We start from the raw sequence: 14,876 nt of genomic DNA on the forward strand, positions 1-14,876 counted from the left end.
ATGAAAAACACCGGTCACCCTTCCGATTCCTGGTACGTCGCCACCACGACTGCATCTCCCTACCCGGCGCTTAGCGGCGCACATCACACCGATGTCTGTATTATAGGCGGCGGCTATACCGGCCTGGGCGCCGCCATCGAACTGTCGCGGCAAGGCATCCATGTCACCGTGCTCGACACGGCCCAAATCGGTTCCGGCGCCTCCGGCCGCAATGGCGGGCAGATCCATACCGGCCAGCGCATTGATCCGGAACGTATGGCCGAAATGCTTGGCCCTGATGCCGCCCGTCAGCTATGGGACATGTCGGAAGATGCCAAGACCAGCCTGTATGGCCTTATCCGCGAACACAAAATCGATTGCGAACTGAAACACGGCCTCGTCCATGCCTGGCATAAGCCCGGCTATGAAGCGGAGGATCGCGCCTATGTCGATTTCGTGCGCACCTATGGTTATGACAAGGTCCGGCTGCTTGACAAGGCGCAGGTCGCCGCCGAACTGGGCACCGACGTCTATCATGGCGGCTCGTTCGATGCCGGCGGCGGTCACCTGCATCCGCTGAAACTGGCGCAAGGCATGGCTCGCGCGGCTGCTTCGCAAGGCGCACAGATTTTCGAGAACAGCCATGTCCTGCGCTATCGCAGGATCGCCAAGGGCATACATCTCCATCTCGAAAACGGCGCCACCGTCACCTGTCAGCGCCTGCTGATCTGCGGCAACGGCTATATGGAAGGGCTATCCGAAGAGATCGACAGCCACGTCATGCCGATCAACAACTTTATCCTGACCACCGAACCGCTCAATGATCCGGCGATCCTGCCGCATGACTACGCCGCCTCGGATTCGCGCTTCGTTGTCAATTACTGGCGCAAGACGCCCGATAACCGCCTGCTGTTCGGCGGCGGTGAGAATTATGTGCCGTGGTTCCCGAAGGACATCCGGGCCTTTGTCCGCCGCAACATGCTCAAGGTCTATCCGCAACTGGCCGATGTTAAAATCTCGCATGGCTGGGGCGGGACTTTGGCCATCACCATGAGCCGCGCGCCCTTCGTCCGCTGCCTGGCGCCGAACGTCTGGACCTCCGCCGGATACAGCGGCCAGGGCGTAGTGCTGGCGCCCTATTTCGGCAAACTATTGGCCCGCGCGGTCACCGGCAATGCGCAGGATATCGACCTGCTGAGCCGCCTGCCAACCCCGGCCTTTTTCGGCGGACGCGCCCTGCGCTGGCCCGCCTTGGTCGCGGGCTTAAGCTATTACGCTCTGCGTGACCGCCTGTAATATATGACCAATCAAGCCCCTGTGTCGCACTTTGCATCACGAAGGTTTCATATGCGATCAAACAACTGAAACAATCGGCAACAATCATGGCCGGTTTACCCATCATTAACCCTCCAAGCGCCATCCAGAGTGTCTTAAAAGCGAGACAAAATGGGGCATTCATGCAGACGGACTCGGTCCGGACGGTCAGCGTTCGTGATATTATTGAACACACCGCCAAGGCCAAATCCGTCACGTCGGACAATCTGCGGGATATCAGGGGCGTCACCAGCCTGCTGCGTATCCTGGCGCTGAACGCCCTGATCGAGGCCAAGCGCGCCGGCGACATGGGCGCCGGTTTCGCCGTGGTCGCCGATGAAGTCCGCCAGATTTCCACCCAGGTCGAATCCATCTCCAACATCATGGCCGAGGACCTGGGCCGCGAGATCGCTTCGCTGGAACAACTGACCGAAGACATGGCACGGCAGAACCAGGGCGCGCGTCTCGTCGACCTGGCGCACAACGCCATCGAACTGATCGACCGCAACCTCTATGAGCGCACCTGCGACGTGCGCTGGTGGGCCACGGATACCGCCATGGTGGCGGCCGCCGCCACGCCCGATGCCGCGCTTCATGACCATGCCTCCGCACGACTGGGCGTCATCCTCGATGCCTATACGGTCTATCTCGATCTGTGGCTGTGCGATCTTGACGGTCACATTATCGCTAACGGCCGGCCCGACCGCTATGCTGTGAAAGGCGCCAATGTCGCCGCCGCCGACTGGTTCCGTCAGGCCCGGCAACTGAAGAGCGGCAATGACTTCGCCGTCGCCGACATCACGACCGAGCCCCTGCTGAAAGGCGCGCAGGTCGCTACCTATGCCACGGGTGTGCGCGAAAACGGCCAGGCGGAAGACCGCCTGCTGGGAATCTTGGGCGTGCATTTCGACTGGCAGCCCCAGGCGAAGGCCATTACCGAAGGCGTACGACTATCCGACGAAGAACGCCGGCGCACACGGGCCCTGCTTGTCGATGCCAAGGGCCTGGTCATCGCCGCTTCCGATGGCCGCGGCATACTGACCGAGCGCGTGCAACTCAAGACGGAGGGCCGGACTAACGGCCACTACGCGTCAGGACGGGGTGAAATCACCGCCTTCCACCGTACACCCGGTTATGAAACCTATGATGGCCTGGGTTGGTATGGTGTCATTCAGCAGAAAATCGACCCTGGTTAACTGGTGCAATTCCAGACTGCCATCTCTGAAAAACGTGTAAATATATAATATACAATAATTTTTTGAGAAAATAGTTTCAAAACTGACGTTGCGTCACAATTGTGCGACACTAAGGAGGCGACAATACCAATTTGCAATCCGGGTGGGGAAACTGATCTTATTTTTAAGAACTGATTAATCTTCCGGACGGACGACTACCTTTTTATATTGCAGCGCAAAAGGTAGCTCCCCATGTCTCTCCCCAGCATGACTGCCCCTTGTTCCCGTAGCGTATCCGATAGCGTATCTCCCGCCGAAGTCACCCTGTCCGACATCATCGCCCAGACCACCCGCGCCAAGACGGTTACCGCTGGCAAGGTACGCGATATCCGCCAGGTCACTTCAAAACTGCGTATTCTCGCTCTCAATGCCCTGATCGAAGCCAAACATGCCGGTGACAAGGGCGCTGGTTTTTCCGTCGTAGCCGATGAAGTGCGGAATATTTCCGGTGAGGTGGAAAATCTCGCCAAGGATCTCGGCAATGAGATCGTGACACTGGAAAGCCTGACCCAGAGCATGGCCCAGCAATCGATCGGCGCCCGCATGACCGATCTGGCACTGAACGCCATCGAGATCATCGACCGGAATCTGTACGAACGCACCTGCGATGTGCGCTGGTGGGCCACCGATTCCGCCCTGGTCAACCAGGCGGCTGAACCTTCGCCGCAAAGGGCCGCTTATGCCAGCGAACGCCTGGGTGTCATTCTCGATTCCTATACCGTCTATATCGACCTGTGGCTGTGCGATCTGCAGGGTAACATCATCGCCAACGGCCGGCCCGGCAAACATCCGGTGATCGGCCAGAATGTATCGGACCGCCTGTGGTTCAGCCGCGCCGTCGCCCTGAAAACCGGCAGCGATTTCGCTGTGGCCGACATAACCACGGAGCCGCTTCTGGGCCATGCGCAGATTGCCACCTATGCCACGGGCGTAAGGCGCGATGGTAATGCCGACGGCGAATTGATCGGCATTCTGGGGATTCATTTCGACTGGGCGCCTCAGGCCGCGGCGATCACCCAGGGTGTGCGCCTGGCCCCGGATGAGCGGCTGCGCACCCGCGTGCTGCTAACCGATGCACAAGGGCTGATCATCGCCTCATCGGACGGCAAGGGTATATTGTCGGAACATGTCCGCCTACGCACCGAAGGCAAGGCCTCCGGCAACTATATCGATGCGTCAGGCACATTGACCGCCTTTCATCGCACACCCGGATATGAAACCTATGCGGGCCTCGGCTGGTACGGCATAATTATACAGAAGGCTTCTTAGAGCACAGGCGACGCCAATTCTCTTAAGCAAGCATGGCTCTCGCCGCAAAGGCGGCGACGGGCCTTGCCCCATACTTTACGCTTCTGGCCAAACGCTTCGCATTTCGAGGTTTAGAGCGCGCGCAGGACCGGCTCGGCCTCGTTCAGCGATTTCTCTATCGTATCGACGAGTTGATCGATTTCAGCTTCGGTGATGATCAGCGGCGGACACATGACGATACTGTCGCGGATGCCGCGCACCATCAGGCCATTCTTGATGCACAGGTCGCGCACGATCGGCCCGGCCGTGCCTTCCGCGCCCTTGAAGCGTTTGTTCGTGCCTTTTTCAGACACGATTTCGACCGCGCCGATCAGGCCCAGGGAGCGCGCTTCACCAACCAATGGATGCGCATCCAGTCGCTTCAATGCCTTAGAAAGGTACGGCCCGGTGACGGTGCGCGTGCGCTCGATCAGGTTCTCGTTTTCCATGATCTCGATATTGGCCAGGGCCACGGCGGCGCAGGTCGGGTGACCGGAATAGGTATAGCCGTGGACGAAATCCCCGCCTTTCTCCAGCAACACATCGACGATCTTTCTGGAAACGCCGACCGCCGAAATCGGCAGGTAGCCGGAGGACAGGCCCTTGGCCATGGCGATCAGGTCCGGCTTGATGCCCCATTGCTGGTGACCGAACCAGTGGCCCAGGCGGCCGAAACCGCAGATCACTTCGTCACAGATCAGCAGGATGCCATATTTGCGGCAGATGGCCTCAACCTTCGGCCAGTAGCTGTCCGGCGGGATGATGACGCCGCCGGCGCCCTGCACCGGCTCACCGATAAAGGCGGCGACGTTTTCCGGGCCGACGGCCAGGATGCGGTCCTCGATGGTCTGCGCCACGCGCTCGCCAAAAGCGGCCGGGTCTTCACCAAAGCCTTCCCCGAACGGATAGGGCTGATCAACATGCTCGATGCCGGGGATAGGCAGGCCGCCCTGGGCGTGCATGAAGGTCATGCCGCCGAGAGACGCGCCGGCGACCGTCGAGCCATGATAGGCGTTCTTGCGTGAAATAAAGACCGTGCGTTTGGGCTCGCCCTTTAGTTCCCAATAATAGCGCACCAGACGGAAGATGGTGTCATTGGCTTCCGAACCCGATGAATTGAAGAAGACGTGCATCAGGTCCGGATCTGACTGATGCATCTTCTCGGCGATCTTGGCCGCCAGCCTGACCGGCGGCGGTGTCGCCGTCTTGAAGAAGGTGTTGTAATAGGGCAGTTCCAGCATCTGCTCATAGGCGACGCGAGCCAGTTCCTCGCGGCCATAGCCGACATTGACGCACCACAGGCCGGCCATGCCATCGAGCAGCGACTTACCCTCGGCGTCGGTGATCACGCAGCCCTCGGCGCGGGTTATGATGCGCGAGCCGCCCAGTTCATGCTGGAGCTTGTAATCCGACTGCGCCGGCAAATGGTGCGCCATGTCGAGCTTCTTCAGTTCGGCCATGTCGTAATTACGCAGGGTGGGTTTGGCAGGCGCGTTCATGTCTGGGTGTCCTCGAAGGTCGCTCTGCATTGGCGGCGACAGCGGATGTGATTGTCGCCAATTTCAACGAAATCGCCGCAAAAGTCAAATATTGTGATCACAATTTTGCGTTAACCATCGCCCACATCAACGCAAAGGCATCCCGCGCAGGGCCTGCCCCATCAGGCGAAAATAAGCCTGGCTATCAGGGTATTTGTCCGCCTGCCATTCCGGATGCCACTGCACGCCCAGGACCTGCGAACCACTGATATTGGCGCTGAAGGCTTCGATCAGGCCATCAGGGGCCGTAGCCTCGACCGCCAGCCCGTCTCCCAGCCGGTCTACGCCCTGGTAATGCACGGAATTGACCCGCAAGTGATCACGGCCATAGACACCATCGAGCACACCGCCGGCCGCCAGACTCACCTCGTGGTAATTCTCGAATTGCTCATGGAATTCAGTACCGTCCGGCGCATGGTGACTGATACCGTTGGCACCATTCGCCGCCCCATAACCGACATCGCGTCGCAGGGAACCGCCCAGCACCACATTGATTTCCTGGAAGCCGCGGCAGATGCCAAAGACCGGCTTGCCCAGGTTAATCGTGCACTCAATCATGCCGAGCGAGACCGCATCCCGCCCTTCGTCAAATGGCCCCTCGCCGCCTTCGCTGCCATAAAGGCTGGACTGTACATTGGAGGGCGAACCGGTCAGCATCAGGCCATCCAGCCGCGCGGTCAGCGCCGCAGACGAGAAGTTGTCTGTCAAAGGCGGGATCAGCAGGGCATGGCAGTCGCCATAGGTGATGGCGGACCGGACATAGCGCTCCATCACGGCATGGGCATTTTCCACGCCGACGGTGCGATTGCACGCCATGATACCGACAACGGGCTTCATAGATTTAACTCAGCAGCACCGCCGGCGAACAGGCATGGAAGCTGATCCAGACCTGTTCTCCCAGTTCAAAATCTTCCTGGTCCCAGCGCGTCAGGTTGGGGCGCACCACCTTGATCAGGCGGCCGCCAGAAATCTCGATCTCGTAATTGGTTTCCGAACCGAGATAGACCATGTGCTTCACCACGCCGGCAGCGACATTATAGCCTTCCGGCGCGTCATCCACCTTCGGTGCCTTGTCGGTGCGCTTGTGCAGTTCGATCTTTTCCGGCCGCACCGCCGCCCACACCGTGCCTTTTTCCGGCCCCGTGACCCCGTGGTCGAGATAGACCGGCCCCATTTCCTGGGTATTGATGATGGCGTGGTCCTTGGCATCGACATCGAGTATGCCCTCGAACATGTTCACGCTGCCGATGAAATCCGCCACGAAGCGCGAATTGGGGAATTCATAGAGATCAGACGGCGTGGCCACCTGTTGCAGCAGACCGCGATTCATGACGGCGCAGCGCGAGGCCATGGCCAGGGCTTCATCCTGATCGTGCGTCACCATGATGAAGGTAATGCCGACCTTCTGTTGCAAGCTGGTCAGTTCGCTGCGCATCTGGTCACGCAGCTTGGCATCCAGCGCCGACAGCGGTTCATCGAGCAGCAGCACGCGCGGTTTCTTGACCAGAGCTCGCGCCAGGGCCACCCGTTGCCGCTGGCCGCCAGAAAGCTGATCGGGCTTGCGAACCCCATAGCCGGCCAGTTGCACCAGTTTCAGCGCCTCTTCGGCACGGTCACGGCGCTCGGAAGCCCCGACCCCGTCCATCTTCAGGCCGTAGGCGACATTATCCAGAACGGTCATATGCGGGAAAACGGCATAGGACTGAAAGACCATATTGACCGGCCGCTGATTGGGCGAAACGGTCGAGACATCCTTGCCGTCGATCAGGATGCGGCCCTCGGTCGGCATTTCAAAACCGGCCAGCATCCGCAGCAGAGTCGTCTTACCGCAGCCGGAAGGGCCCAGCAGTGAGAAGAACTCGCCTTCATTGATGGTCAGGGACACATTATCCACCGCCGTCGTCTTGCCGAAGCGCTTGGTGATGTTTTCAAAGCTGATGATCGGATGAGCGGACATATGAAACCCTATTGGTCGTCGGCGCCGTGGCCGGCGGTAAGGGCACTGGAGCCCTGGAACTTGAGCGCGAGGAAGGTGAGCAGGACAGTGACCACGATCAGGATGGTCGAGGCCGCATTGACCTCCGGCGTCACCGAGAAGCGCACCATGGAATAGACCTTGACCGGGAAGGTGACCGTATCCGGCCCGGCGGTGAAGAAGGTAATGACGAAATCATCGAGCGACAGGGTGAAGGCCAGCAGCCCGCCAGCGATCAGCGACGGCTGGATATGCGGAATGACCACATCCATAAGCGCGCGGAATTCCGAGGCCCCCAGATCCTTGGCCGCCTCCTCCAGTTCACGGTTGAACGATCCCAGACGCGCCCGCACAACCACGGCAACAAATGGGAATGAGAAGGAGACGTGGGCGATGATGATATTACCGAGGTCGAGTGGCCACGGCAGGTCATGCGGCCACGACAGCACCTTGGCGAAGAAGACCAGCATCCCCACGCCCATGCAGATTTCCGGTACGACGATCGGAATGGCCAGGCCAGCATTGAAGGCCGTCTTGCCGACAAAGCGGAACCGCCACAGAACGATGGCTGCCATGGCGCCGATGATCACCGAAATGATGGTGGAGCACAGGGCGATGGTCATGGAGTTGCCAAAGGCCGTGATCAAGCTGTCGTTATGCAGGGCCTTGTCATAATATTTCAGGGTGAAGCCCTGCCAGACGATATTGCGCTTCGAGTCGTTGAAGCTGAAAATCATCAGGGTAATCAGCGGGATATAGAGGAACAGCCCGACCAGAACCAGCCATAGCTGCAGCGGCCAGCGGCGCAGATATTCCAGTGGACCCGGAGGGGTCTTGGGAGTCGCCTTTTTCAGCTTTGCGGGTGCGGTCGTCACGGTCATCAGGCGGCCCTCCCCTTGTCCTTGCGTTCAATGATTCCCTGAAGGGCGATGCCGATAAAGGTCAGATAGACCAGAATGAAACTGAGCGCCGCGCCGAACGGCCAGTTATTGGCGCGCTTGAACTGGCTCTCGATCACATTGGCGATCATTTGCGAATCCGGCCCACCGAGCAAATCGGGCGTCAGGTAGGAACCGAGCGCCGGGATGAAGGTGATCAGGATACCCGACATGATTCCCGCCCCCGCCAGCGGCACAACGACATTGAACAGGGTACCGATATGCCCGGCGCCGAGATCGAGCGAGGCTTCCAGCAGCGAACGGTCCATGCGGTCGAGCGTCGAGTAAAGCGGCAGGATCATGAAGGGCAGGTTGACAAAGACGAGGCCGAAGACGACGGCGAAATTATTGTGCAACAGGGGCAAGGCCGTGAATTCGCCAAGCGATCCCCCCACCACCTTGTTGGCCATATCGAACAGCCAGTGATAGGTCATATTGACATAACCCTCGGTTCGCAGGACGGCGATCAGAGCATAGGTGCGGATCAGCAGATTGGTCCAGAAGGGCAGCATCACCGCTAGCAGCAGCCAAGACTTGGCCTTTTCCGGCGCGAAGGTGATGGCCAGCGCCACCGGAAAGCCGACGACCAGACATAGAAAGGTGGTCAGCGCGGCGATCCAGGCCGATTTCCAGAAGATGCCGGGATAGGGATCATCCAGCGCATGGGCATAGTTGGCCCAGGTGCCGGTGAAGGCAATATCGATCAGCCCGCGGTTTTCGCCGAAGCTGTAGAGCCAGACGATGCCCAGGGGCAGGAAGAAAAAGAAGACCAGCCAGAACAGCGGCGCGCTGATCATGGTCAGGAAGATACTTTTCGCCTGGCGCCAACTTTGCTCCACTATTTTCTCCGCTCAGATGCCGCGGGGCTCCTCGCATTAGCTCGGACGGCCTTTGGCCTTGCCGGCATGAAGTCATGCCGGAGACTCTTCTATTAAAAAACGCGCCCTGATTGCTCAGGGCGCGTTGTACGTCTTAGCTCGCGCGCATCCGCGTGACGGCTTCCTCGAACTGCGAGGCCAGTTCCTGATTGAATTTGGCGTATTCGCACTTGGCCAGGATATCCGCCGGCGGGAAGATGACCGGGTTGTTCTTGTAGCTGTCCGGCATGAGCGCCTTGGCGGCCGCGTTCGGCGTCGGGTACATGATGGTCTTGTAGATTTCGGCGCCGGCCTGGGCATCCATCATGTAGTTGAGGAACTTGTGCGCATTGTCCGGACGCGGCGAATCCTTCGGGATGCACCAGGTGTCGGAATTGAGCTGGCTACCTTCCTTCGGCACCACGAAATCCATGTCGTGGTCCTTGTCCTCAGCCATGACCTGGGCGATGTCGCCATTGTATTCGATGACGATATCGACTTCCTTGGAGACCAGCATGTCTTGGCCGTCGTCATTGTGGAAGGCGTGGACATTCGGCTTCTGTTTGGTCAGCATCTTCTCGACCTGGGCGATGGTCTCCGGCGTGATGTCGTTGACGCTGTGGCCGAGATACTTGGCGCCCAGGCGCATCAGGTCACCGGCCTCTGAAAGGAGCGCGATCTTGCCCTTATACAGGTCGGAATCGAACACCCACTTCCACGAGTCGGGAATCTTGTTGCCGCCGCCCATGTCCTTCATCTTGGACTTGCGATAGCCGATACCGAGCACCAGCCAGGTATAGGGCACCGACCACTTGCGGCCCGGATCGTAATCGGGGTTCATGAAGGCCGGATCGATATTCTTGATGTTCGGCAGCTTGGCATGATCGAGCGGCAGCAACAGGCCGGAATCCGCCAGACGCGTCACGAAATCGTTCGACGGCACAATGACATCATAGCCGGAATTGCCGGTCTTCATCTTGGCGAACAGTTCGTCATTGGTGGCGAACAGGGTCATGTTGACATCGATACCCGACGCCGTTTTGAAGTCCGCCAGGGTGGTTTCGCCGATATAGGTGTCCCAGTTATAGAAGTTCAGCGTGGGCGCTTCCGCCCCAGCGGCTGCCCCCTTGCCGGCGGGTTTGGAGCAACCGGCGGCACCGAAGCTGATCCCCACGGCGGCAGCGCCCAGTGCGGTCAAAAGCGAGCGTCTGGAAGTTTTCGAACTCATAAGCCTGTCTCCTGTGAAGATGTCTTGTAAAAAAGCCCCGGACGTGAAGAGGAATACGGGATTGCGCACCTGTCAATCCCAAAATGTGATCACAAGTCGCCATTTTGTTAATAATTGGCGTTGCGTCGCACAAACGTCGCAATCAGCCGCCGGCGGCCTATGCGTTGCGCAGATACCAGTCGTAGTCCAGTTCGGTAATTTCTTCAAAGAAGCGTGCCTGCTCGGTGCGCTTGACCTTGACATACATGTCAACGAAACGCTCGCCGAGGTAGTCACGCAAGACCTTCGACTTATCGAGATAATCCACGGCCGCGAACCAGTTGGTCGGCAGGGTGGCGCCGCTTTCCGCCGCCACGGCATAGCCATTGCCGACCACTGCCGGGCCAGGATTGGTCTTGTGGGCGATGCCATGGTGCGCACAGGCCAGGATCGCCGCCAGCACAAGGTACGGATTGGCGTCGGCGCCGGCCACGCGGTGCTCGACATGGCGCGTATGGGCCGGGCCGGCGGTGACGCGCAAGCTAACCGTCCGGTTATTGACGCCCCAGGTCAGGCCGACCGGCGCGTAGGAATTGGCCTTGAAGCGCTTATAGCTGTTGGCGCCGGGCGCCAGTATGCCCATGACGTCGGCCAGATGATCCTTCATGCCGCCGATCATGTTATGCAGCAGCTTGGAGCCCTGCGGGTCTTCCGAAGCGCAGAGATTGTTGCCGTCCTTGTCCGCCACCGAAATATGGACATGGAAGCCAGAACCAGCGCGATCCGCCCACGGCTTTGCCATGAATGTGGCCTCGATGCCAAGTGACAGCGCCACGCCCTTGGCCAGGCGCTTGTACATCACCGCGTCATCGGCGGCGCGCAGGGCATCGGGCTTGTGCTTGAGCGTCAGCTCGACCTGGCCCGGTGCGAATTCGGAAATCGCCCCTTCCAGCGGGATATTCTGTGCATCGGCGGTTTCCCAGAGCTGCCTGAAAAACGCGCCGTGCGCCTCGATCTCCGGCAGGCCATAGACCTGGATACCCTTCGGGTTTTCGCCGGTATTGAAGCCGGTGGCGGGCATCAGTTGGCCGTCGTGACCGCGCTCGATATCGACGAGATAATATTCCAGTTCGCAGGCGACCACCGGCGTCAGGCCATCGGCCTTGTAGCGATCGAGCACGCCTTGCAGCACATGGCGCGGATCGAGGTCGTTAGGTGTGCCGTCCAGTTCATAGAGCGACAGCATGACCTGGCCGACATCATCACCCAGCCACGGTGCCGGCACCAGCATACCCGGCACGGGTCGCGCCACGCGATCGGCGTCGCCATCTTCCCAGACCAGGCCGGTATCCTCGCAATCGGCGCCCAGGGTATCAACCACCAGGATGGAGCCTGGCAGGAAGCGGCCATATTCATAGATCGGCAGCAGTTCGTGACGGCGCAGACGCTTGCCGCGCGGCACGCCGGTCATCGAGGTGAACAGGATCTCGAAATAGTTGATATGCGGGTTAGCATCGAGAAAGGCCTTCGCCTCCTCCACCGTCGCCACGCGCTCGGACAGCGGCAGGCTACGGTCTGATTTTCCCCTGGCCGGTGCGCTCGATTTGCCGAAAGTGCTCATGCGTTCAGTTCCTGTGAAAAGCTAGCTACCGCCGTTACCAGCCGGTCGATGGCGTCGAATCCGGTCTGCGGAGAGATAAGCATCATATTGTGGAAGGGCGCAATCAGCACGCCTTTGTTGATCAGATAAAGATGGAAGACTTCGAGCAGGTCATGATCGAGGTGCCGGCGCATGGCCTCGGCGTTTTTCGGCGCTTGCGGCGCAAAGATAAGCTCCGCCCGCGCCCCAACATGGACCACCGACCACGGCAGATCATGGCGTTTGATGACATCGCGCAGGCCGGCGACCAGATAGGCAGCGCCGCGCAACATATGCTTGTAGCCTTCTTCGGTCATCACATTGGTCAGCATGGTTTTGATCGCCGCCATCACCAGCGCATTGCCCGACAGCGTGGTGCCGATACCGGATTGTCCAGGGCCGATCTCGGCTTGCGCCTGATCCATACGCGCAGCGATGTGGGCGGTCACGCCCCAGACGGCCGCCGGGATACCGCCGCCAATGGCCTTGCCGACCACGAACATATCCGGCTTCAGATCATGCGCGCCGGTGTAGCCCGAAGGCCCGGAGGACAGGGTGTGGGTCTCGTCCAGAATCAACAGGGCTCCATGCTGCGTACAGAGGTCACGCAAGCGCTCATTGAAACCGTCGATCGGCTGGATCATCCCGCAATTGGTCATCACCGGCTCGGCCAGAACGGCGGCGATATCGCCAGCCGCCAGCGCCTCAGCCAGCGCGGGCAAGTCATTGAAGGGAATGACCTTCGTGGTGCGCGTCTGGTCCTGCACCTGACCGATCAGACCCTTTTTATTGGCGGCCATTCCGTCATAGAGCGCCACGAAACAGTCATCGACCATGCCGTGATAGCAGCCGTCAAAGACCAGTATCTTGTCGCGCTTCGTAATGGCGCGCGCCCAGCGGATCACGGCGCGATTGGCGTCCGACGCCGTGGTCGCTACCTGCCACTGTTCCATCCCAAAGCGCGCCCGCAGCAGGTCACCGACCTCATTGGCCAGTGGGGTCGGCAGCATGAAACCGACGCCCTCGCCGGCCTGTTTGGCGATCGCCGCCGCCAGTTCCGGCCGGGCATGGCCGAACATCGAGGGCGTATCGCCGAGGCAGAAGTCGTCGTAAGCATGACCGTCGACATCGGTCAGGGTCGCGGCCTTGGCGGATTGGACATACATCGGGAACGGCGCCGCCCAGTCGCGCATCCAGTGCATGGGCACACCATCGCGCCACGCCGTCGCCTTTGCGGCCAGGGCCTGCGATTTCGGATGCGTGGCGGTGAAGATTTCACACTGTTGGGTAAGGAAAGATTGCAGATCGGTCAAAGAAGCCCCCTCCGGCGGGACAAGCCCGCCACCTCCCCCGCTAGCACAGGGGAGGATGAAATGGTCCTATCCTCCCCTGCGAAGCGGGGGAGGTGGCGCGCCTGTCGGCGACGGAGGGGGTTTCTTGCCTTAAAAATCGGGTCAAATTGCCCCCAGACCGCCATAGGAGATGTATTTCACGTTGAGATACTCCTCGATGCCCTCGATTGCGCCTTCGCGGCCGATACCGGATTCCTTGACGCCACCAAAGGGCGTCACCTCGGTCGAGATCAAGCCATCATTCATGCCGACCATCCCATATTGCAGCTTACTCGCCACGCGCATGGCGCGGCCGATATCGCGGGTATAGGCGTAAGCCGCCAGGCCGAACGGCGTATCATTGGCCAGTTGAATGGCCTCTTCCTCGGTCTCGAACCTGAACAGCGGTGCCACCGGCCCGAAGATTTCCGTGTCGAAAATTTCCATGTCGCGGGTGACATTGGTCAGCACCGTGCCCTGATAGAACAGCGGTCCATGCGCATCGACCTGCCCACCAGTCACGACGTGTGCGCCATGCTTCACGGCGTCACTGACCAAATGCTCCACCTTGTCGATGGCCTTCTGATTGATGAGCGGCCCCAGCGTCGTTTCTTCCAGCCAGCCCGGCTCCAGCTTCATCGCTTTCACCTTGTCGGCCAGGGCCTTGGCAAAGCGGTCATAGATGCCGGCCTGCACCAGAATGCGGTTGGCGCAGACGCAGGTCTGGCCGGAATTACGATATTTCGAGGCCAGCGCGCCTTCAACGGCGGCGTCCAGTTCGGCATCATCAAAGACGATGAATGGCGCATTGCCGCCCAGTTCCATCGATACCTTTTTCATGGTGGGCGCGCAGGCGGCATAGAGCAGCTTGCCTACGGGCGTGGAGCCCGTGAAGCTGAGCTTCTTGACGCGCGTATCGGAGGTCATGACCTCGCCCACTTCCTTTGCGTGGACGCTGGTAATGATGCTGATCACGCCATCGGGCAAGCCCGCCTGTTTCGCCAGGGCATAGAGCGCCAAGGCCGACAGCGGCGTTTCTTCGGAGGGCTTGATCACCACGGTACAACCAGCAGCCAGCGCGGGCGCCACCTTGCGGGTGATCATCGAAATCGGAAAGTTCCACGGCGTGATGGCGGCGCAGACACCCACCGGCTGCTTGATCGTCTGCAGGTGCTTGCCCGGCAGGGTGGCCGGAATGGTGCGGCCATAGGCGCGCTTGGCCTCTTCGGCAAACCATTCGATAAAGGAGGCGCCGTAGGTCACCTCACCGCGCGTCTCGCGGATCGGCCGTCCCTGCTCCAGGGTCACCAGCATGGCCATGTCCTCGGCATGGGCGAGGACCAGGTCATTCCACTTTTTCAGAATGATCGAGCGCGCCTTGGCGGTCAGGCCCGACCAGGCCGGGAAAGCCTTGTCGGCAGCGTCGATGGCGGTCCTGGTTTCCGCCGCGCCATGCGCCTGCACGTAGCAGAGGGTCGAGCCGTCGGCCGGATTGAGGACTGCAAAACGGTCGGCTGCGGCCGTATCAAAAATCAGCCCGTTCAGCAGGGCTTTTTGTGAGGCAGAGAGTTGCATG

At 60.0% G+C, this 14,876-nt stretch carries 12 protein-coding genes; 3 read left to right on the forward strand and 9 right to left on the reverse strand.

Translation table 11 applies throughout. The features are described 5' to 3' along the window. From NVV72_01515 to NVV72_01525, 3 genes are all read left to right on the forward strand, one after another. Entirely contained in the window at positions 1-1,275 is a 1,275-nt protein-coding gene (locus NVV72_01515) for an FAD-binding oxidoreductase (protein MCR6658065.1), read from the forward strand. A gap of 161 nt (positions 1,276-1,436) precedes the next feature. Next, positions 1,437-2,489, forward strand: coding sequence for a methyl-accepting chemotaxis protein (locus tag NVV72_01520; GenBank protein MCR6658066.1), 1,053 nt, complete (start codon positions 1,437-1,439; stop codon positions 2,487-2,489). 246 nt (positions 2,490-2,735) lie between these two features. Further along, positions 2,736-3,797 (forward strand): methyl-accepting chemotaxis protein, encoded by a 1,062-nt coding sequence (locus NVV72_01525; GenBank protein MCR6658067.1) that lies wholly within the window; start codon positions 2,736-2,738, stop codon positions 3,795-3,797. A gap of 110 nt (positions 3,798-3,907) precedes the next feature. On the opposite strand, the gene NVV72_01530 is transcribed toward NVV72_01525, so the two are convergent. The 9 genes from NVV72_01530 to NVV72_01570 form a co-directional block, all read right to left on the reverse strand. Then, the gene (locus NVV72_01530) at positions 3,908-5,314 is read right to left on the reverse strand and encodes an aspartate aminotransferase family protein (protein ID MCR6658068.1); all 1,407 of its coding nucleotides are present in this window, start codon (positions 5,312-5,314) and stop codon (positions 3,908-3,910) included. 126 nt (positions 5,315-5,440) lie between these two features. Further along, positions 5,441-6,190, reverse strand: a complete 750-nt coding sequence (locus NVV72_01535) for a gamma-glutamyl-gamma-aminobutyrate hydrolase family protein (protein ID MCR6658069.1) — start codon at positions 6,188-6,190, stop codon at positions 5,441-5,443. A gap of 4 nt (positions 6,191-6,194) precedes the next feature. Further along, on the reverse strand, positions 6,195-7,310 hold the full coding sequence (locus NVV72_01540) for an ABC transporter ATP-binding protein (GenBank protein MCR6658070.1): 1,116 nt from the start codon (positions 7,308-7,310) through the stop codon (positions 6,195-6,197). Positions 7,311-7,318: 8 nt separating this feature from the next. Beyond that, positions 7,319-8,209, reverse strand: a complete 891-nt coding sequence (locus NVV72_01545) for an ABC transporter permease (protein MCR6658071.1) — start codon at positions 8,207-8,209, stop codon at positions 7,319-7,321. Next, a complete protein-coding gene (locus NVV72_01550) occupies positions 8,209-9,105 on the reverse strand; it encodes an ABC transporter permease (GenBank protein ID MCR6658072.1) in 897 nt (298 codons plus the stop codon). The genes NVV72_01545 and NVV72_01550 overlap by 1 nt, the downstream gene beginning before the upstream one ends. Before the next feature lie 133 nt (positions 9,106-9,238). Beyond that, positions 9,239-10,351: a spermidine/putrescine ABC transporter substrate-binding protein gene (locus NVV72_01555; GenBank protein MCR6658073.1), complete on the reverse strand. Its 1,113-nt coding sequence runs from the start codon at positions 10,349-10,351 to the stop codon at positions 9,239-9,241. A gap of 157 nt (positions 10,352-10,508) precedes the next feature. After that, complete coding sequence (locus NVV72_01560; protein MCR6658074.1) at positions 10,509-11,891, reverse strand: glutamine synthetase family protein; 1,383 nt, start codon at positions 11,889-11,891, stop codon at positions 10,509-10,511. 56 nt (positions 11,892-11,947) lie between these two features. After that, the gene (locus NVV72_01565) at positions 11,948-13,282 is read right to left on the reverse strand and encodes an aspartate aminotransferase family protein (GenBank protein MCR6658075.1); all 1,335 of its coding nucleotides are present in this window, start codon (positions 13,280-13,282) and stop codon (positions 11,948-11,950) included. A gap of 141 nt (positions 13,283-13,423) precedes the next feature. Further along, on the reverse strand, positions 13,424-14,875 hold the full coding sequence (locus NVV72_01570; protein ID MCR6658076.1) for an NAD-dependent succinate-semialdehyde dehydrogenase: 1,452 nt from the start codon (positions 14,873-14,875) through the stop codon (positions 13,424-13,426). Position 14,876 lies beyond the last annotated feature (1 nt).

Origin of the sequence: Asticcacaulis sp. (assembly GCA_024707255.1) — a bacterium.
In the GTDB taxonomy this organism is placed as follows: Bacteria; Pseudomonadota; Alphaproteobacteria; order Caulobacterales; family Caulobacteraceae; genus Asticcacaulis.